The 18,783-nt window shown below is 55.3% G+C and carries 14 protein-coding genes; 7 read left to right on the plus strand and 7 right to left on the minus strand.

The genetic code is table 11. The features are described from left to right. Window positions 1–31: 31 nt before the first annotated feature. Window positions 32–505 carry an Hsp20 family protein gene (locus tag P3C52_RS01300; protein WP_275553423.1) on the plus strand — a complete coding sequence of 158 codons (474 nt, stop codon included), beginning with the start codon at window positions 32–34 and terminating at the stop codon, window positions 503–505. A gap of 31 nt (window positions 506–536) precedes the next feature. Here the strand turns inward: P3C52_RS01300 and P3C52_RS01305 are convergent, their stop codons facing one another. Further along, the gene (locus P3C52_RS01305) at window positions 537–1,370 is read right to left on the minus strand and encodes an MBL fold metallo-hydrolase (protein ID WP_275553424.1); all 834 of its coding nucleotides are present in this window, start codon (window positions 1,368–1,370) and stop codon (window positions 537–539) included. A gap of 201 nt (window positions 1,371–1,571) precedes the next feature. Between P3C52_RS01305 and P3C52_RS01310 the strand changes: the two genes are divergently transcribed. After that, complete coding sequence (locus P3C52_RS01310) at window positions 1,572–2,798, plus strand: zinc-dependent alcohol dehydrogenase (protein ID WP_275553425.1); 1,227 nt, start codon at window positions 1,572–1,574, stop codon at window positions 2,796–2,798. Between the two features lie 121 nt (window positions 2,799–2,919). Here P3C52_RS01310 and proP read toward each other — a convergent pair whose 3' ends face one another. Further along, on the minus strand, window positions 2,920–4,425 hold the full coding sequence (gene proP / locus P3C52_RS01315; RefSeq protein WP_275553426.1) for a glycine betaine/L-proline transporter ProP: 1,506 nt from the start codon (window positions 4,423–4,425) through the stop codon (window positions 2,920–2,922). 442 nt (window positions 4,426–4,867) lie between these two features. Continuing rightward, window positions 4,868–6,052, minus strand: coding sequence for a mannonate dehydratase (uxuA, locus tag P3C52_RS01320; RefSeq protein WP_275553427.1), 1,185 nt, complete (start codon window positions 6,050–6,052; stop codon window positions 4,868–4,870). Between the two features lie 201 nt (window positions 6,053–6,253). On the opposite strand from uxuA, the gene P3C52_RS01325 reads away from it, so the two are divergent. Next, the gene (locus P3C52_RS01325) at window positions 6,254–6,937 is read left to right on the plus strand and encodes a FadR/GntR family transcriptional regulator (RefSeq protein WP_275553428.1); all 684 of its coding nucleotides are present in this window, start codon (window positions 6,254–6,256) and stop codon (window positions 6,935–6,937) included. A gap of 1 nt (window position 6,938) precedes the next feature. Here the strand turns inward: P3C52_RS01325 and P3C52_RS01330 are convergent, their stop codons facing one another. After that, the gene (locus tag P3C52_RS01330) at window positions 6,939–7,991 is read right to left on the minus strand and encodes an AI-2E family transporter (RefSeq protein ID WP_275553429.1); all 1,053 of its coding nucleotides are present in this window, start codon (window positions 7,989–7,991) and stop codon (window positions 6,939–6,941) included. A 130-nt stretch (window positions 7,992–8,121) separates the two neighbouring features. Between P3C52_RS01330 and P3C52_RS01335 the strand changes: the two genes are divergently transcribed. Further along, window positions 8,122–9,324 (plus strand): MFS transporter, encoded by a 1,203-nt coding sequence (locus tag P3C52_RS01335; protein WP_275553430.1) that lies wholly within the window; start codon window positions 8,122–8,124, stop codon window positions 9,322–9,324. Window positions 9,325–9,397: 73 nt separating this feature from the next. On the opposite strand, the gene P3C52_RS01340 is transcribed toward P3C52_RS01335, so the two are convergent. Continuing rightward, the gene (locus P3C52_RS01340; protein WP_275553431.1) at window positions 9,398–10,213 is read right to left on the minus strand and encodes a TIM barrel protein; all 816 of its coding nucleotides are present in this window, start codon (window positions 10,211–10,213) and stop codon (window positions 9,398–9,400) included. 419 nt (window positions 10,214–10,632) lie between these two features. Between P3C52_RS01340 and P3C52_RS01345 the strand changes: the two genes are divergently transcribed. Together P3C52_RS01345 and iolB are read left to right on the plus strand one after the other, a co-directional pair. After that, on the plus strand, window positions 10,633–12,138 hold the full coding sequence (locus tag P3C52_RS01345) for a CoA-acylating methylmalonate-semialdehyde dehydrogenase (protein ID WP_275553432.1): 1,506 nt from the start codon (window positions 10,633–10,635) through the stop codon (window positions 12,136–12,138). Between the two features lie 21 nt (window positions 12,139–12,159). Then, on the plus strand, window positions 12,160–12,981 hold the full coding sequence (gene iolB / locus P3C52_RS01350) for a 5-deoxy-glucuronate isomerase (protein ID WP_275553433.1): 822 nt from the start codon (window positions 12,160–12,162) through the stop codon (window positions 12,979–12,981). Window positions 12,982–13,240: 259 nt separating this feature from the next. Here iolB and P3C52_RS01355 read toward each other — a convergent pair whose 3' ends face one another. Further along, the gene (locus P3C52_RS01355; protein ID WP_249892986.1) at window positions 13,241–14,080 is read right to left on the minus strand and encodes a MurR/RpiR family transcriptional regulator; all 840 of its coding nucleotides are present in this window, start codon (window positions 14,078–14,080) and stop codon (window positions 13,241–13,243) included. A 248-nt stretch (window positions 14,081–14,328) separates the two neighbouring features. Next, window positions 14,329–16,257, minus strand: a complete 1,929-nt coding sequence (gene iolC / locus P3C52_RS01360; protein WP_275553434.1) for a 5-dehydro-2-deoxygluconokinase — start codon at window positions 16,255–16,257, stop codon at window positions 14,329–14,331. Between the two features lie 542 nt (window positions 16,258–16,799). Between iolC and iolD the strand changes: the two genes are divergently transcribed. Further along, window positions 16,800–18,740: a 3D-(3,5/4)-trihydroxycyclohexane-1,2-dione acylhydrolase (decyclizing) gene (gene iolD, locus P3C52_RS01365; protein ID WP_275553435.1), complete on the plus strand. Its 1,941-nt coding sequence runs from the start codon at window positions 16,800–16,802 to the stop codon at window positions 18,738–18,740. The last annotated feature ends 43 nt before the right edge of the window (window positions 18,741–18,783 follow it).

Here is an 18,783-nt window from a genome sequence, read left to right on the forward strand (position 1 = left end):
ATGGCTCAAGACGAGATTTCAGGAGGTTATCATGGCATTCAAATCACTCTCACTGTTCCCCGATGTGACAGACAGTCTGTTCTCCGATCGTTTTAACCGCATCGATCGACTGTTTAGCCAGCTGACCGGGGATGCGCCGCTGGCCACCGCACCCGCGTGCGATATTAAACGCCAGGACGAGAGCCATTATTCCATTACGCTCAGCGTGCCGGGCTGGAAAGAAGATGAGCTGGAAATTAGCGCGACGGGCGGCCAGCTGACCGTTAGCGGTAAACGCGCGGAAGAGCAGAACCAGCAGGATGAAAAAAGTGGCTGGCTGCATCGCGGCATCAGCCGACATAACTTCAGCGTCAGCTATTCGCTGCCGCAGCACGTTAAGGTGGAACGCGCGCGCCTGGAACATGGCCTGCTGGAGATCTCGTTGTATCAGGAGATTCCCGAGAGCGAAAAACCGCGCAAAATTGCGATTGAAAGCCAACAGCGGGTTATTGAACACAACGCCTGATAATCAGACCCCGGCCAGCGCCGGGGTTTTTTTATGGCCGCAGCGCCTGCATTCTTTCCAGCTCTTTGGCATCGTGGCTGCAAAACAGCGTGATATTTTCCTGCTGATTAAGCGATAGCGCCCGCAGCCGCTGCTGGTTTTCGCGCCGCGCCGCATTATCTGCCGCCATCATCCATTGATAGAAGCGTAGCCCCGGCGTACAGTGGCGCTGCGACTGATACATCTCTCCGCGATAAAACCAGGCATCGCCGCCGTGCAGCAGCCAGCCGTCGCGCTGCTGAATCGCAACGCCTGCGTGGCCCGGCGTATGGCCCGGCAGCGGGATCAGTAGAATTTCCGGCGGCAAACCGGCCAGCGCCTTAACGGCGGTAAATCCCTGCCAGCTCTCTCCCTGCGGCTGGTAAGCCTGCCACTGTGTATCACCAGGCCACTGCGCCGGACGATAGCGTCGCTGTTGCAGCCAGCTGTCGCGATGGCGAATGGTTTCCAGCTCCTGCTGCATCAGGTGAACGCGCGCGTGCGGGAAATCGGTTAAGCCGCCTGCGTGATCGAAATCGAGATGCGTCAGCACGATATGGCGTACGTCCTGCGCCTGAAAGCCGAGGCGCCGCACCTGCGCCAGCGCACTAAGGGCAGGCTGACGCTGAATATTGTTAAACACGCGGAAGAAGGGCGCGATACGCGAGCCGTGGCGCTGAAGATCCTGTTCGCCAAAGCCGGTATCCACTAATACCAGGCCGTCGCGATCGGTTTCGATAAGTAAGCAGTGACAAACCAGATGGGCGTGCAGCCCTTTGCTAAAACCATCATAGAGCGCGCCGCCGAAAGGGCACATTGAACCACAGCTCAGGTGGTGAATCCGCATAGCCTTCCTCCTTAAGGTAAAGCTTAAGTGTGGGCGCGAATGCGGCAGCAAGCCAAACGGCAGCCCACTGGCAGGATAATAAAAAGCGGCGGCTCAGGTGCCGCTGCGCCTGTTTTACCCCTGAATTGCTCCTACACTTAGGGGGCTTGGGCGATCAACAGGAGAGCCCGCCAGATTAGTACACGTAGACCAGGAGGTAATGTGAAAGCTCTCGTTTGGCATGATGTGGGCGATATTCGCCTGGATGACGTACCGGAACCGCGCATTGAGCAGCCGGATGATGCGGTAATCAGGCTGACCGCATCGGCAATCTGCGGTACGGATTTACATTTTATTCGTGGCACGTTCAGTAATATGCAGCAAGGCACCATCCTGGGCCACGAGGGTGTCGGGATTGTTGAAGCGCTGGGCGATAACGTACGTAATTTTGATATTGGCGATCGGGTGGTGGTCTGTTCCACCGTTTCCTGTGGCTATTGTCAGCCCTGCCGCGACGGTAATACCGCGCAGTGCGATAATGCTAATCCGAATGGCCCTGAAGCGGGAACCTGCTTCTTTGGCGGCCCGCAAGCGACCGGTCCGGTAAATGGTTTACAGGCGGAAAAAGCGCGGATTCCTTTTGCGGCCAATACGCTAATAAAAGTACCGCCTGAGGTTAGCGACGATCAGGCTATTCTGATTAGCGATATATTTCCTACCGCCTGGTTTGGTGCAGAAATAGCAAATATTCAGCGCGGTAATATCGTAACGGTATTCGGTGCCGGGCCGGTTGGACAGTTTGTCGTTGCCAGTGCCTTATTAATGGGCGCAGCGCGCGTAATCATGGTTGACTGTCATGAGGATCGGCTGGCGATGGCGCGCCGTCAGGGCGCATTCACCGTTAACTTTGAAGAAGAAGATCCGGTGGCGATGATTAAAAAACTGACCGGTGGCGTTGGCGCTGATTGCGCTATTGATGCCGTAGGCGTGGACAGCCAACACGCCCACTATGGGCCGGCTGCTGCGCAGGCCAGCCAGCAGAGCGAGAAGTTTCGTCAGGAAGTTGAGGAGGTTGCCCCGGATAATGCCGCGCATCAACATGTTCATAATGGCAACTGGGTGCCGGGCGATGCACCTACACAGGCGCTGGAGTGGGCAATTGCTTCCCTGAAAAAAGCCGGAACGTTGAGCATTATTGGCGTTTACCCACCGCAGGCAGAAACGTTCCCGATAGGTAAGGCAATGAATAAAAACCTGACCATGAAAATGGGGAACTGTAACCATCATTCCATCATCCCGCATTTACTGGAGCTGGTGCGTATGGGCGCTATCGATCCGGTCGAGATACTTACGCAGGTTGAGCCGCTTAGCGATGTTGTCTCTGCTTACCAGGCCTTCGATAAGCGCGAGCCGGGTTGGATAAAAACCGAATTGAAACCACAAAGTTAAGCAGAACTGGCAGGTATGATTGCCCAGAAAAAAGCCCCTTATAGCAGGGGCTTTATTTAGAGAACATTCTGCAGGTTAAGTATCACATCACCTTTGTTGGTGAGGATCATTAACAGCACCGTTACTCGTTAATGCGCGGATGCTGTTGGATCAGGTTCTTACGTTTTTCCTCCAGCTTCGCAATCTCTTCGGTAATATCTTCAATTTTCTGTTCGATATTATCGTGATGCTCCTGCAGGATTTCACGCGCTTCCTGAATATCAGAGGCCGCAGGCGTCGCGCCTTTCAGCGGCTTGTTGGCGGTTTCCTTCATCGTAATGCCGGTAATTAAGCCGATAATCGCGATAACCATCAGGTAGTAAGCAGGCATATAAAGATCGTTGCTGGCTTCTACCAGCCAGGCCGCTACGGTCGGCGTCAGACCCGCGATCAATACCGAAATATTGAAGGCGCTGGCCAGCGCGCTATAGCGAATATGAGTTGGGAACATCGCTGGCAGCGTTGAGGCCATAACGCCGGTAAAGCAGTTCAGGATCACCGCCAGCATCAGCAGACCGGCAAAAATCAGGCCCAGCACATTGCTGTTAATCAGCATAAAGGCCGGAATAGCCAACAGCAGCAGCGCAATACTGCCGACAATCACAAACGGACGACGACCGATGCGGTCGCTCAGCAAACCGATAATCGGCTGTACAAACAGCATGCCGATCATAATGGCGATAATGATCAGTACGCCGTGATCTTCCGGGTAGTGCAGGTTATGCGACAGATAGCTCGGCATATAGGTCAGCAGCATGTAATAGGTCACGTTGGTGGAGATCACCAGACCTACGCAGGCCAGCAGGCTTTTCCAGTGCTTGGTGGCAATTTCACGGAACGAGACTTTCGGCCCTTCGCGCAAACCTTCACGATCGCCCTGTTCCAGCTTCTCCACATGCTGTTGAAACGCTGGCGTCTCTTCCAGCGCGTGGCGCAGGTAGAGACCAATAATGCCCAGCGGCAGCGCCAGGAAGAACGGCAGACGCCAGCCCCATGACAGGAAGTTCTCTTCGCCGACAATGGTGGAAATCAGCACCACCAGACCCGCGCCCAGCACAAAGCCCGCAATGGAGCCGAAATCGAGCCAGCTACCCATAAAGCCGCGTTTGCGGTCAGGTGAATATTCCGCCACGAAGATCGACGCGCCGGTATATTCGCCGCCTACGGAGAAGCCCTGCGCCATTTTCGCCAGTAGCAGCAGTATCGGTGCCCAGATACCGATAGAGGCATACGAGGGGATCAGCCCGATACAGAAAGTACTGAGCGACATAATAATAATGGTGATGGAAAGAATTTTCTGACGCCCATACTTATCGCCCAGCATGCCGAAAAACAGCCCGCCCAGCGGTCGGATCAGAAAGGGAACGGAAAAGGTGGCCAGCGCGGCGATCATCTGGACGCCGGGATCGGCGCCGGGAAAGAAGACCTTACCTAAGGCATAGGCCACAAAGCCATAGACACCAAAATCGAACCACTCCATCGCATTGCCTAACGATGCCGCGGTAATCGCCTTACGTAAACGCGCATCATCGATGATGGTTACGTCACCAAGCGCAATAGGTTTGACACGCTTCCTACGTAGTTTCATATCATTCGCCCTGTGTTTGCTTATTAGTCTTAATATTCTCAACGGCGCGAACCGGAGGCTGAAACGTGTCAGATCGCGGCGTTGAGAAAATCGTTTCTCTGGCGCAAAGCCAGTTCAGTTAGTAATCAATCGCAATAATAACTTAACGCAATGATTACGTTCTGATTTCACAGTATATCGTCTGAAAGCGGAAAATGTCATATCTGCGCTGTCAGCATCGGCTATCGGCGTATAAAAAGTAACCATAAGCGAAGCAGGCAGCAGAGTCTGCTGTAACAAATTTATTACTTAAAACGTAGCAGTAAAAAACGGGGTTTTCCGCTGTGAAACGCGCGAAAAAAGAAAAATGCGAAGATGCGCCGGAAGACGGGATAAAGGAGGGCGATGCAGTGGACAAAAAGCGGGCGGCGGCTTCTGATAAGCCGCTGCCGTTCCAGATTAGTTACTCAGAAAAGAAGCACTGTTTTAACGCCAGCTCGACGCCGCGCAGCTCCGCCAGCCCTTTCAGGCGGCCAATGGCGGAATAGCCTGGATTTGTTTTCTTATGCAAGTCGTCCAGCATTTGGTGACCATGATCGGGACGCATCGGAATGGCGCGCGTGCTGCCAGCGCGACGGCGGCGCTGCTCCTCCTCCAGAATCACCTTAATTACGCCGACCATATCCACATCGCCAGCCAGATGCTCAGCTTCGTGAAAACTGTCGGGATTTTCTTCGCGCTGCGTGGCGCGCAGATGGATAAAATGAATGCGGTCGGCGTAGGTTTGCGCCATACGTACCAGGTTGTTATCGGCCCGCACGCCGTAAGAACCGGTACAGAACGTAAAGCCGTTATGCAGGCTGTTTACCGTCTCGGTTAACCACTGCATATCTTCTTCGGTAGAGATAATGCGCGGCAGGCCGAGGATCGGACGCGGCGGATCGTCAGGATGTACCGCCAGCATAATGCCGACCTCTTCCGCGACCGGCACAATGGCGCGCAGAAAAGTCGCCATATTTTCCCGCAGGCGCGCTTTATCAATGCCGTCATACTGCGAGAGCTGCGCCTGGAACTGCTCCAGCGTATAGCCTTCTTCCGCGCCGGGCAGCCCGGCAATAATGTTGCGCGTCAGCGTGGCGATCGCCTCCGGCGTCATGGCGGCAAAATAGTCTGCTGCCTGTCGCTGCTCCTCGTCGCTGTAGGTTTCACGCGCGCCGGGCCGCTGCAAAATATGCAACTCAAACGCGGCGAAGGCGACCGCGTCAAAACGCAGCGCCCGCGCGCCGTTAGGCAACTGCCAGCCTAAATCGGTACGCGTCCAGTCCAGCACCGGCATAAAGTTATAACAGACGGTATCGATACCGCAGGCGGCGAGATTACGCAGCGATTGCTGATAGTTAGCGATATAGCGCTGCCAGTCGCCGCGCTGGGTTTTTATCGCTTCGTGGACCGGAACGCTTTCCACCACCGACCAGTACAGCCCTTTTTCCGCCAGCAGCGCCTGCCGCGCTTTGATCTCGTCTGTGGTCCAGATTTCGCCATTAGGAATATGATGCAGCGCAGTCACAATACCGGTGGCGCCCGCCTGACGGGCATCATCGAGCGTGACGGGATCGTTAGGGCCATACCAGCGCCAGGTGTGTTCCATAAGGTCTCCTGTTTAAAATGGGGTTCAGAGCGGTTCGACCGTTCGGGTAAAAAAGGCCATTGGTCAGGCCGCTGGGCCAGAATAGGGAAGTTTTTGCTTAAAAAGAGTGATATCTATCGCATTATCGGGCGCGTCAGCCGATAAAACCGCGCGGGCGCGGCAAAATAGACGGCTGCCAGAGAGCGTAAACAGGTGAGCGTGATGACCCTTCCCCCCGTCAAAGCCGAGCGGCTTTATCGTCAAATTTCAACGCTGCTGAGCGCTGCGATAGCGCGCGGCGAATTTGCCCCTGGCAGCTTGCTGCCGCCGGAGCGCGAGCTGGCCAGACAGCTGAACGTCAGCCGTTCATCGGTGCGTGAAGCGTTGATCGCGCTGGAAGTGACCGGCTGGGTGGAAATCCGTAGCGGTAATGGCGTGCTGGTAGCGAATCCGTTGCCGAGCCAGCCGACCGAACCTGAAGATACGTTCAGCCTGCGCGATCTGATTAAAGCGCGTCAGGCCTTTGAAGCGATGACCGCTGAGCTGGCGGCGCGCTTCGGTACGGAAGCGCAGCGGCGCGAACTGCTGGAGGTAGCCGCTCAGCTGGCCGGGCATCCGATAAATGATGAAGGGTTTCTGCAACAGGATAAGCGCTTTCACCTGCTTATCAGCGAAATGACCGGCAACGAGGTGCTGCGCGAGATGATGGAGCAGCTATGGAACCGGCGTAAAAGTCAGCGCTTTGTGCGGTTAGAAAGCCACTTCGCCGATCGGGATTTCCCGCAGGCACTAAATCACGACCATCAGTTGATCGCCCGCGCCATTGCAGAACAGAATCCGCCGCTCGCGCGCGACAGCATGGCGCTGCATCTCCAGCGCGTCTACGACCATCTGTTTGAAACCTAACTTAGCGTTTTGTCGGCGGGATCGGCGGGCGGCCGTTGCCCAGTAAAATAGCCAGCTTGCTGCCGCCTGGCGTGGTTTCCATCAGGATTTTACAGACGCTGGTCAGCGGTACCGATAACAGCATGCCGACCGGGCCAAGTAGCCAGCCCCAGAAGATCAACGAAAGAAAGACCACCAGCGTTGATAAACCGAGGCCGCGCCCCATCACGCGCGGCTCCAGCATATTGCCGAACACCATATGGATGGCGCTGAACAGCGCGGCCACCAGCAGCGCATCGTAAAAATCGTTCAGCACCAGCGCCTGAATAAAAGGCGGAACGCCAGCAATAATAGGCCCGATATTGGGGATAAAGTTCAGTACAAAAGCGACCACGCCCCAGAACAGCGCAAACTTGACGTCCAGCAACAGCAGCGACAGCCAGACGGCCACGCCGGTAATCAGGCTAATCAGGGTTTTTAACGCCAGATAATGGGTGACGCCTTTCAGCGCCTTGTGCAGACCGGCGATGCGAATCTGAGGATTGACCAGCGCGTTGCGCAGTTTATAAGGCAGATGGCGTACTTCAAACAGCATAAAAATGACGGTCATGATCAGCAGGATAAAGTTGCTCATCGCGCCGGAAAACTGCGTCAGGACGGTGGTCGCCACATTCATAATAGCGTTGGGATCGAGTTGCTCAGCCAGCGCGCGCGTGGAAACCGGAATATTCAACCGGCCCGCATAATGCTGAATGATGGTCAGTTTTTGCTCAAGGATGGCGCGGATCTGCGGATAAACCAGGGAGAATTCATTTACCGAACTGGCCAGCATCGCCACCAGCATCAGAATAACCATCAGCACCACTACCATGACCAGCGTAATCGCCCAGGTACGACGGAGCCCGCGGCGCATCAAAATATTGACCAGCGGGTTAAGCACAATCGCCAGAAAGATAGCCAGTAAAAAGGGAACGATAATATCTGACGCCGCACGTATCCCTGCCAAAATAACCACCAGCGTTGCCATCTTCAGCAACATATTCTGTCCCATTTTTTCCTGTTGCGGCGCGATCATAGTTTCCCCGGTAAACAATCCTGGCACAGCAAGTGTAGACGTTAACGCGCCTAACGGACTGATAATTTGCGCTAACCTGCGTATAGTAATCGCTTAGCCTGTTAATGATTATCGGTAACGAGCCAACATTATGCCTGGACAGCCTGCGCCGGAAACGCCACAGAGCGCTTTCCGTCTGAATCAGCGAATTCTTTCCGTAGTGATTTTCAATTTCGCCAGTTACCTGACCATCGGATTGCCGCTGGCGGTCTTGCCTGGCTATGTTCATGACGTAATGGGCTACAGCGCGTTCTGGGCGGGCCTGGTGATCAGTCTGCAATATCTTTCTACGCTGCTCAGCCGACCACATGCGGGACGCTACGCCGATCTGTGGGGGCCGAAAAAAGTGGTGGTGTTTGGCCTGTGCGGCTGCCTGCTAAGTGGTGTCTGTTATGCGTTGGCCGCCCTGAGCTACAGCTGGCCGCTGATAAGCCTGGCGTTGCTCTGTATTGGACGGCTGGCGTTAGGCATCGGCCAAAGTTTTGCGGGAACCGGCTCTACGCTGTGGGGCGTCGGTGTTGTCGGCTCAGCGCATATAGGTCGGGTGATTTCGTGGAACGGGGTTTGTACCTATGGCGCGATGGCGCTGGGCGCGCCGCTCGGCGCACTGATTTATCATCTGGGCGGGATTCTGCTGCTGGCGGCGGTCATTGTGCTGATCACGCTCACTGCTGTTCTGCTGGCGCTGCCGCGTCCGGCGGTCAAAGGCAGTAAAGGCAAGCCGCTGCCGTTTCGCGCGGTGCTGGGAAAAATCTGGCCGTTTGGCCTGCTGCTGGCGATGGCGTCAGCGGGATTTGGCGTGATCGCCACCTTTATTACGCTGTTTTATCAGGCGAAAGGCTGGCCGGGCGCCGCGTTTTCGTTGACCTTATTCAGCCTGGCTTTTGTCGGCGCGCGGCTGCTGTTTCCCAACAGCATTAACCGCCACGGCGGCTTACGAGTAGCCATCATCTGCTTTAGCGTAGAGGCGCTGGGGCTGTTTATCGTCTGGCTCTCTTTTACGCCCTGGCTGGCGAATCTCGGTGCGCTGCTGACCGGCGCGGGCTTTTCACTGGTGTTTCCGGCGCTGGGCGTGGTGGCGGTCAAAGCGGTGCCTGCGCAAAATCAGGGCAGCGCGCTGGCGACCTTTACGGCATTTATGGATCTGGCGTTGGGGATTACCGGGCCGGTAGCCGGATTTATTATGAGTTACGCGGGCGTACCGGTTATCTATCTGCTGAGCGGCCTGCTGGTGTGTCTGGCGCTGTTGATGACCTGGCGAATGCAGCAACGTCAGCCCACTGACACGCAATAAAAAAGGCCTCGGAGCGAGGCCAGAAACAGCAAAGACACAAATAACAGATAACTTCGGTATAACGCTGCTGACATCAGGCCTGCAGCAGTTCAATACTTTGGCGGATTTCACGCTCAATATCCGCCTCGCGCCAGTTTGCTAACGTAGAGGCGAAAGGCTCAAACGCATAGACGCCGCGATAACCCATCTGCTCCAGACGCTGCACCTGCGCCACGCTGTTCAGCACGTCGTCGCGGCTGAGCATAATGCGTTCCTCATCGGTCAGCTCGGCGGTCGGGCGTGTATCCTCAACGCCGGAAAGGTGTACCAGCCCAATACGATCGATATCGATACCCGTAGCGAACTCCTGCTCGGCCTGTTCATACAAATGATGGTGGAAGGTATCGATCAGCACATGGAAGGGCACCTGCGCATCGCGAATCAGCGCTTGCGTTTGTACCGCAGAACGCAGCGAGCTTTGCGGGAAACCCAGCGGTTCGACTAATCCTTCGATGCCGTATTGCGCAAACAGCGGCGCCAGCTTTTGCATGGCGGCAATGGTTTTCTCCGCGGTAATCGGCTGGCCGTCGTTTAGCGGACACAGCACCAGCGCGCGCGCGCCGATCGCCTGCGCCTCTTTCAATAGCGCTTCTGCGCGCGCCAGCAGTTCATCATCCATGCGGTTAAAAGGATAGAGCGCATTGATGGTAATAATTTCCATGCCGTACTGCTGCGCCAGCGCTTTAACCTGCTCATGGCTCAGATTATCGGTTACCTTGCCGCTGGGCATGTCGTTGCGCAATTCCACCTTATGCAGGCCAAGCCGCTGAACCAGTTTGAAAAAAGATTCAATGCTAAGGTTGGGGGCGATTTTGCGATTAATACAGAAACGCGTGGGATCGATGGCCATGATTTGCTCCTGCAAAGATAAGGTAAAGCCGACAGCGCGACCTGTCGGCGGCTGGCACAAAGAGAATATTTATTTCAAAAATATAAAATAATGGAATGCTGGTTTTTGGATCTGTCTCGCAAAAATTTCATTTTTCATCTATGAAAGCAGCACCTGCCCTTTAACGTCCGCGCCGTTTTCACGCTTTGTTAATGGCTATTCATCAAGCAGTATCAGCTTGTCCCGCTGAAAATCCGCCGCCGCGTTTGCTAAAAAAATGCGATCCATCCCGCTAAAAATGAATCTTCCAATCTGAACTATTTGAAAAATTTATTTCAATATAATAGGGTCAACAGACTGAAACGGGGTACATCCCGCTCGCCGACGGTGCTGTAAAACTGACCGAGCGGTAGGGAACCAACACATCAATGAGGCTGAACATGAATATCGTTGGAAACTTTATTGGCGGCAAAATCACCCATAGCGCCAGCAATGAAACGATTCCGGTTTACGATCCTGCTACCGGCAAAGTGGTGCGCGAGCTGACGCAAAGCACGGCGGATGAGGTCGCGCAGGCGATTGAAGTTGCGCATAACGCCTTCCCGGAGTGGTCGAAAACGTCTCCGTTGCGTCGCGCGCGCATCATGTTCAACTTTAAGATGCTGCTGGAAAAGCACCGCGACGAGCTGGCAGAGCTGATTGTTAGTGAACACGGGAAAGTCTGGTCAGATGCGCAGGGCGAGCTGACGCGCGGCATGGAAGTGGTGGAGTTTGCCTGCGGCATTCCTCATCTGATTAAAGGCGAGTATTCGCCTAACGTCGGCACCGGCGTCGATAGCTATTCGCTGATGCAGCCGCTGGGCGTGGTGGCCGGCATTACTCCATTTAACTTCCCGGCGATGGTGCCGATGTGGATGTTCCCTATCGCGTTGGCCTGCGGCAATACCTTTGTGCTGAAGCCGCCTGCGCTGGATCCTTCCGCTGCTGTGCGCATGGCCGAACTGTTGAGCGAAGCCGGGCTGCCGGAGGGCGTCTTTAATGTGGTGCATTGTTCGAATGAAGATGCCGAACAGCTCTACACCGACAGCCGCGTACAGGCGGTAAGCTTTGTAGGATCCTCCGGCGTGGCGGAGCATATCTATAAAACCGCCAGCGCTTACGGTAAGCGTGTACAGGCATTCGGTGCGGCGAAAAACCACGCCATCGTGATGCCGGATGCCGATCTGGATGCCACAGTAAATGCCATTATGGGCGGCGCTTACGGTTCTGCGGGCGAACGCTGCATGGCGCTGCCGGTGGTGGTGGCGGTCGGCGATGATACGGCGGATAAGCTGATTGCGCGCCTGACGCCGCTGGTAAAAGCGCTACGCGTCGGGCCTGGTATCCAGAAAGGCGGCGAAGAAAACGAGATGGGGCCGGTGGTATCCGCTGCTCATCAGAAAAAGGTGCTGGGTTATATCGATAAGGGCGTAGAAGAAGGCGCGACGCTGGTGGTTGATGGTCGTAATTTCCAGGTGCCGGGCCACGCGGAAGGCTATTACGTCGGCGGCACGCTGTTTGATAAGGTCACTAACGATATGGTGATCTGGCGTGAAGAGATCTTTGGGCCGGTACTGGGCATTATGCGTGCGCCTGACTACCAGAGCGCGCTGGCGCTGGTTAACAGCCACGAGTTTGGCAACGGCAGCGCCATTTTCACCAGCAACGGCCATACCGCGCGCGATTTTGTACAGAACGTCGAGGCAGGGATGGTTGGCGTTAATGTGCCGGTGCCGGTACCGATGGCATTCCACAGCTTCGGCGGCTGGAAACGCTCTGTCTTTGGCGCGCTTAACGTACATGGGCCAGACGGCGTGCGTTTCTATACGCGCATGAAAACCGCCACGGCGCGCTGGCCGAGCGGTCAGCAAACGGTATCTGAATTTAGTATGCCGACGCTGGGCTAACCATCTTACAAGGAGGAGCGCATGTCTTTGCTTGCTAAACGACAGCAGCCGGACGCCAACGGGCGTATCCAGCACATCACGCCGGAAAGCGCTGGCTGGCGCTTTGTTGGCTTCGATGTTTATTTGCTGAAAAAGGGGCAAACCCTGACGCTGGAGAGCGAGGAGAAAGAACTTTGCCTGGTGCTGGTGGCCGGGCTGGCCTCGGTTAAAACGCGTAACGCGGAGTTTCCCGGCATTGGTCAACGTCAGTCGCCTTTTGAGCGCACACCGCCTTACTCGGTATATGTGCCGCATCACGATCGCGTTGAGGTGGTGGCTGATTCCGATCTGGAACTGGCGGTATGCAGCGCGCCGGGCCATGGCGACCTGCCAGCACGGTTGATCGCGCCGCATGATGTGGGCGTTGAACATCGCGGCAAGGGCCGTAACAAGCGTCTGGTTCATAACATTCTGCCGGATGATAAGCGCGCCGACAGCCTGCTGGTGGTGGAGGTTTATACCGACGAAGGCGATACCAGCTCGTATCCCAGCCATAAGCACGATCAGGAAAATTCACCGGACGAAACCTATCTGGAAGAAACCTACTATCATCGCTTTCAGCCGGAGCAGGGCTTTGCCATGCAGCGGGTTTATACCGACGACCGCTCACTGGATGAATGTATGGCACCCTATAACCGCGATGTTGTTACCGTGCCGCGCGGCTACCATCCGGTCGCCACCATTGCCGGATACGATAACTACTATCTGAACGTGATGGCAGGACCGGTGCGCAAATGGAAGTTTACCTGGGAGAAGGATCACGCCTGGGTTAACAGCGACAGCTATCCGGTTAAAGCGAAGTAAACGCAGCCGGGAAGAGATGAAAGGCAGCCTGAACAGGCTGCCTTATTTGTTGATAAGGTGCCAGCACGAGGAGTTCAGGCCGATCGTAAAGACGCAAAAAACGTCATCCTTGTCAGCACGGCCCGCGCCCTTCATGACGCGGGCCGCTTTACTCTTCTGCCTGAACACCCCGCGCTTGAGCTGGGGGGGCATCTGTAGCAGTACGCCCGATCACCGACCTTATCACGAACTCCACACGCGTTGCGTTGGGGAGTCGTCTTTACTCTTTGGCATTATTTAACGCCAGCGAGACCGCCAGCGTCTGGGCCAGGCACAGCGAAGCGACCTGGGAACGGAATCCGTCAACCTGCGCTTCACGCACCACAAAACATACGTCGCTGAAGGCAGCCAGCGGGCTTACCTGGCTGTCGGTAATGGCTATCTGCTGCGCACCGCGGCGGGCACCCATTTCTACCAGCTCTACGCCCTCGCGCGCATAGGGTGAATAGCTGATGGCGATCACCACGTCTTTCGGATTCACTAAACTAAGCTGCTCGGTAAACATTCCACCTAAGCCATCAATAAGAAAAGCGCGGCGCTCAAGGTGGCGCAAAGCATAGGTCAGGTAAGAGGCCACGCTAAAAGAGCGGCGCAGGCCAATGACATAAATGTTTTCAGCATTGTTGAGCATCTCTACCGCTTTGTTCAGCTGCTCTGGGTTGGTTTGCATCGCCAGCTGCTGAAGCGCCTGCGAATTCACCATCGTAAAGACGTTCAGGATCTCGGCTGGATTTTCAGGTGATGCGGCAGCTTCATCGGTCGCGGTCTGGCGAAACAGACGCGCCCGCTCGGTATAGTTAACCGTCTCTTCCATCAGGTGCTGACGGAAAACCTGCTTCATTTCGTTAAAGCCGCTGAAGCCAAACGCGTTTGAAAAGCGAATCAGGGTAGAGGGCGGCACATCGGCCTGCTGTGCGATAGAAGCGACGGTATCAAAAGCAATGCTGTTGCTGTTATCGAGAATATAGCGGGCAACCTGTTTCAGGCGCTTGCTAAGCGTATCGTAGCGACGACGAATATCGTCCTGTAACAAGGAAAGCTGTGTAGGGTTAGTTGTCATTACTTCGGCCTGCTAAAAATGATTGGCGTTTTGCTGAGCGATATTCTACCAGACGAATGGAAAATTTCATTTGAAACCCCTGTTAGCAGACTTTATTTCATCGCAACATGAATTACCTCACAGAATGTAGTGCCAACTGGCGCTAAATCTGGCGAAAAGCGTCCGGTTAATCGTGTTAATTAGCGATTAATTTGCGTTGAAAAGAAGGAAACGCCGCCAGAAGCAGCGGCGTTATAGCTTGATGAAAACTAGCTGGCCTGTTGCATCGGGCGCGCTTCGCGCCAGTAGCCGATAAGCGTCAGATAGTTGCTTTTAACCTGCTCAATCAGCTGTTTGTCATTCAGCTCGCCCTGCAGCCACTGACGCGAAGGCTGACCGAAAATCGTGCGGCCAACGGCAAAGCCTTTTACCCACGGCGCCTGCGCTGCATCACGGAAGCCCGCTTTCAGCTTCGCTTCCGGTGCATCCAGTCCCAGCAGCAAAATACCGCGGCACCAGGGATCCTGTTGTTCAATGATGTTACCGATGGTTTGCCAGCTTTGCAGCGACAGCGGCGGCAGCTTCCACCAGTCGGGCTGAACGCCAAGCTGGTAAAAATGCTCAATAATATCAATATAGTAACCTTCCTGGCGGTCCGGATTATCCTCCGGTAAGATCACTTCCAGCAGCAATTCATGGCCTGATTTATTACAGCCGCGCCAGACATCGAGAACTAGCGCATCCTGCTCGGCACGCAGCGCGGCGTCATCATGGGGATGATAAAAGACCAGGCACTTCACCACATGCTCCTGTGGCCAGTCGATAAGCTGCGAGCCGATATTGCCATGCTCCAGACGTAAAGGGCGTGAACCCGGCATTTCAATCGGTCGGCCAATCCACCAGCCTTTGCCGGTAATCGCGTTCAGCGCCTGCTGACCATAGGTCGTATCGGCCAGAATACCGCTGCGATTGTCCAGTCCGGCCTCGTTAGCAGCCGCTTCAGCCGCCTGCAACAGCAGCATTTTTAGCTGCGGAATGCGTTCAGGATCGGCACCCGCTTCCTGTGCCATATCAGCCAGCTGTTTGCGATGATCGAAGGCGAACACGCACAGTTCATGCCAGCTTTGTTTACGGGTAGTTACCCTGTGCAGATGATTCAGGCGCGGATCACGATCGGGACGTTTCACGTCACGATCGCGGCTCAGATAGTCGTCCAGCTCCGCTTTTGTCGGCATTGCCGGCGCGCAGCCGTGGCGTGAAACCACCAGCGCGCCGCAGGCATTCGCGTAACGGCAGGCCTGTTCCCAGCCTTCATCGTTCAGCCAGCCGCGCAGCAGGCCAGACATAAAGGCATCGCCGGCGCCCAGCACGTTCAGTACCTCAACACGGACGCCGCTTTGCAGCCGGGTTTGCTCCCAGCTGTCGGGAATATCGCCTTCAAACACCACGCAGCCTAGCGGGCCGCGCTTGCACACCAGCGTGGCTTTGCTGGCCTGGCGTACCGCTTTTAACGCCGTCAGCGTATCGGTGCTGCCGCCTGCGATATGAAATTCTTCTTCGGTGCCGACAATCAAATCAAAGTAGTGCAGCACTTCCTGCAGTTGCTGAGTAACGTGGCCTGATTCAATAAAACGCGTTTCGCCGTCGCCCAGCGAGGTCAGGCCCCACAGCACCGGTCGGTAATCGATATCCAGCGCGGTGCGCAGCCCGTGACGGCGCGCGATCTCCAACGCTTTTAATACCGCCGCGCGCGTATCGGGATGAGAAAGGTGCGTGCCGGTCACCGCCAACGCGCGCGCCGAGGCGATATAATCTTCATTAATATCCTCTGGCGTCAGCCCCATGTCGGCGCAGTTATCGCGATAAAAGATCAGCGGGAAGGTGTCTTGATCCTTAATGCCCAGTATGACCAGGCCGGTTAGCCGTTTCTCATCCGTGATCAGAAACTCGGTATCGACGCCAACGCGCTGTAGTTCTTCGCGCAGAAAGCGGCCATTGTGTTCGTCGCCGACGCGCGCCAGCATCGCGGATTTCAGCCCCTGAATGGCGGTGCCGTAAGCGACATTGCCGGAGGAGCCGCCAAGATATTTGGCAAAGGTGCTGGTATCTTCCAGACGCGCACCGATTTGCTGACCGTAAAGGTCAACGGCAATACGGCCAATACAAATCACATCAAGCCGCTTCTGTGGTGTACTCATACCTGTTGTTTCCTTCTGTGATAAGCAGACACTGTCGAGCGTCTCCAGGGATCTTTTGAGAACCCGATCGCACCGGATCAACTGTGCTGGCAGTATGAGGAATAAATATTCCAAAAACAATATTGAATGAAATTATTAACCCAAAAATGTGAGACGGGTAAAAAACTCTCTGCTTTGGCTTTCTGCTAAAAGCCGTATCAACTTTCGTCGCGCATTCCTTTTAATGGCTTATTTAACGCTGTTTTTGAAGAAGTTAGCCATACCGATGAAATGAAATGGAATATTTATTTTTAAGTGTTCAACTCCCTGCTGTTTCACTTTAAGGTCAAGCCGAGCCGCTTTCTACGCTGGCAAAACGGATAATTTGATCTCTCTCGCAAAATGAAATGTTTCTTCTGTAATCGTGTTTTATGGAAAAAATATTTGTTTATAATCGCCACACGTTTCACTCAATAGCGGTCGGAAAATACCGTTTCGGTTGCCGACATAAGCGAATTGCGGCGCGCCCTGTTAACGGTTCCGCCACGGTAAAGGATGAGCAAATGGGCAAGATCAGATTAACTACGGCGCAGGCGCTGGTGAAATTTCTCGATAATCAGTACCTCTCCGTTGACGGTGTGGAAACCAAATTTGTTAAAGGCATCTTTGCCATTTTTGGTCACGGCAACGTGCTGGGGCTTGGCCAGGCGCTGGAGCAGGATAATGGCGATCTGGTCGTCCATCAGGGGCGCAATGAGCAGGGTATGGCACATGCCGCCATCGGCTACGCCAAACAGAAGCTGCGCCGTGAAATCATCGCCTGCACCTCATCCGTTGGTCCCGGCGCGGCTAATATGATTACCGCCGCCGCGACCGCAACGGCCAACCGCATTCCTCTGCTGCTGCTGCCAGGCGACGTGTTCGCTACGCGTCAGCCCGATCCGGTGCTACAGCAGATTGAGCAGAGCCACGATCTCAGCATCAGTACCAATGACGCGTTTCGCGCCGTCAGCAAATACTGGGATCGCGTTAGCCGGCCCGAACAGCTGATGACCGCCTGTATTAATGCTATGCGCGTGCTGACCGATCCGGCGGAAACCGGTGCGGTAACGCTCTCGCTGCCGCAGGATGTGCAGGGCGAAGCCTGGGATTTCCCCGATTACTTCTTCCAGAAGCGCGTACATCGTCTGGATCGCCGTCCCGCCACCGAAGCGCAGCTGCAGGACGCGCTGGCTTTGCTGGCGCGTAAACGCAAACCGCTGATCGTCTGCGGCGGCGGGGTGAAATATTCCGGCGCGGGCGAGGCGTTGCGCCAGTTTGCCGAGCAGCATCAGATCCCGTTCGCGGAAACCCAGGCCGGGAAAGGCTCGCTGGTTTCCGATCATCCGCTGAACGTCGGCGGCGTTGGCGAAACCGGCTGCCTGGCGGCGAACCTGCTGGCGAAAGAAGCCGATCTGGTGATTGGCATCGGCACGCGCTACACCGATTTTACGACCGCGTCGAAATGGATATTCCAGCATCCTGACGTCAGCTTCCTCAACATAAACGTCAGCAATTTCGACGCTTACAAACTGGATGGCGTGCAGCTGGTAGCCGACGCACGCGAAGCCTTAACCGCCTTAAACGAACGCCTTACCGCGCAGGGCTTTAACAGCGAATGGGGCGCTCAAATCGAACAGGCGCAGAGCAAACTGCTGAAAGAGACGCAGCGCGTTTATCAGGCGGCGTACAGCGAAGAGAACTTTGTGCCGGAAATTGACGACAGCATCGATCGGGAAGCGCTGTTTGCCGAATTTAACCGTCTGACTGGCTCCTTTCTGACGCAGAGCAGCGTGCTGGGAACCCTGAACGAACAGCTACCGGAAGATGCCGTTATTGTCGCCGCCGCGGGCAGCCTGCCGGGCGATCTGCAGCGTGTCTGGCGTACTAAAGCGCCTAACGGCTACCACGTGGAATATGGCTATTCCTGCATGGGTTACGAGATCAATGCCGCGCTCGGCGTGAAGCTGGCGGAACCGCAGCGCGAAGTCTATGCGCTGGTGGGCGACGGCTCTTTTATGATGCTGCACTCCGAACTGGTGACCTCCATCCAGGAGAAGGCCAAAATTAACGTTGTGCTGTTCGACAACATGACCAACGGCTGTATCAACAACCTCCAGCTGGAACACGGCATGGACAGCTTTACCACCGAGTTCCGCTTCCGCGATAACGACAGCGGCAAGCTGGACGGCGGCTTTATTCCGGTTGATTTCGCCGCCATCGCCGCTGGCTACGGCTGCAAAACCTGGCGCGTAACCACGCTGGAGGAGCTAAGCCATGCGCTGGAAGCAGCGCGTAAAGAAACCGTCTCTACCCTGATTGACGTGAAAGTATTGCCCAAAACCATGGTGCATAAATATTTCAGCTGGTGGCACGTTGGCGGCGCGCAGGTTTCGACCTCTGAGCGTATCGATGCTGTCGCTAAGATGCTGAAAGAACACGTCGAACAGGCACGTAAATACTAATTATTAAAGACATCTACCCTGACAGCGAATGTCGTCGGCCTGG

This window comes from Mixta sp. Marseille-Q2659 (assembly GCF_940807255.1).
GTDB lineage: Bacteria > Pseudomonadota > Gammaproteobacteria > Enterobacterales > Enterobacteriaceae > Mixta.

What these genes read in the sequence shown, in the direction of transcription:
- P3C52_RS01345 (WP_275553432.1), top strand. Translation starts at nt 10,633, where the DNA reads ATGAATATCGTTGGAAACTTTATTGGCGGCAAAATCACCCATAGCGCC.
- P3C52_RS01335 (WP_275553430.1), top strand. Translation starts at nt 8,122, where the DNA reads ATGCCTGGACAGCCTGCGCCGGAAACGCCACAGAGCGCTTTCCGTCTG.
- P3C52_RS01340 (WP_275553431.1), bottom strand. Translation starts at nt 10,213, where the DNA reads ATGGCCATCGATCCCACGCGTTTCTGTATTAATCGCAAAATCGCCCCC.
- iolD (WP_275553435.1), top strand. Translation starts at nt 16,800, where the DNA reads ATGGGCAAGATCAGATTAACTACGGCGCAGGCGCTGGTGAAATTTCTC.
- P3C52_RS01305 (WP_275553424.1), bottom strand. Translation starts at nt 1,370, where the DNA reads ATGCGGATTCACCACCTGAGCTGTGGTTCAATGTGCCCTTTCGGCGGC.
- P3C52_RS01325 (WP_275553428.1), top strand. Translation starts at nt 6,254, where the DNA reads ATGACCCTTCCCCCCGTCAAAGCCGAGCGGCTTTATCGTCAAATTTCA.
- uxuA (WP_275553427.1), bottom strand. Translation starts at nt 6,052, where the DNA reads ATGGAACACACCTGGCGCTGGTATGGCCCTAACGATCCCGTCACGCTC.
- P3C52_RS01355 (WP_249892986.1), bottom strand. Translation starts at nt 14,080, where the DNA reads ATGACAACTAACCCTACACAGCTTTCCTTGTTACAGGACGATATTCGT.
- P3C52_RS01300 (WP_275553423.1), top strand. Translation starts at nt 32, where the DNA reads ATGGCATTCAAATCACTCTCACTGTTCCCCGATGTGACAGACAGTCTG.
- P3C52_RS01330 (WP_275553429.1), bottom strand. Translation starts at nt 7,991, where the DNA reads ATGATCGCGCCGCAACAGGAAAAAATGGGACAGAATATGTTGCTGAAG.
- iolB (WP_275553433.1), top strand. Translation starts at nt 12,160, where the DNA reads ATGTCTTTGCTTGCTAAACGACAGCAGCCGGACGCCAACGGGCGTATC.
- proP (WP_275553426.1), bottom strand. Translation starts at nt 4,425, where the DNA reads ATGAAACTACGTAGGAAGCGTGTCAAACCTATTGCGCTTGGTGACGTA.
- iolC (WP_275553434.1), bottom strand. Translation starts at nt 16,257, where the DNA reads ATGAGTACACCACAGAAGCGGCTTGATGTGATTTGTATTGGCCGTATT.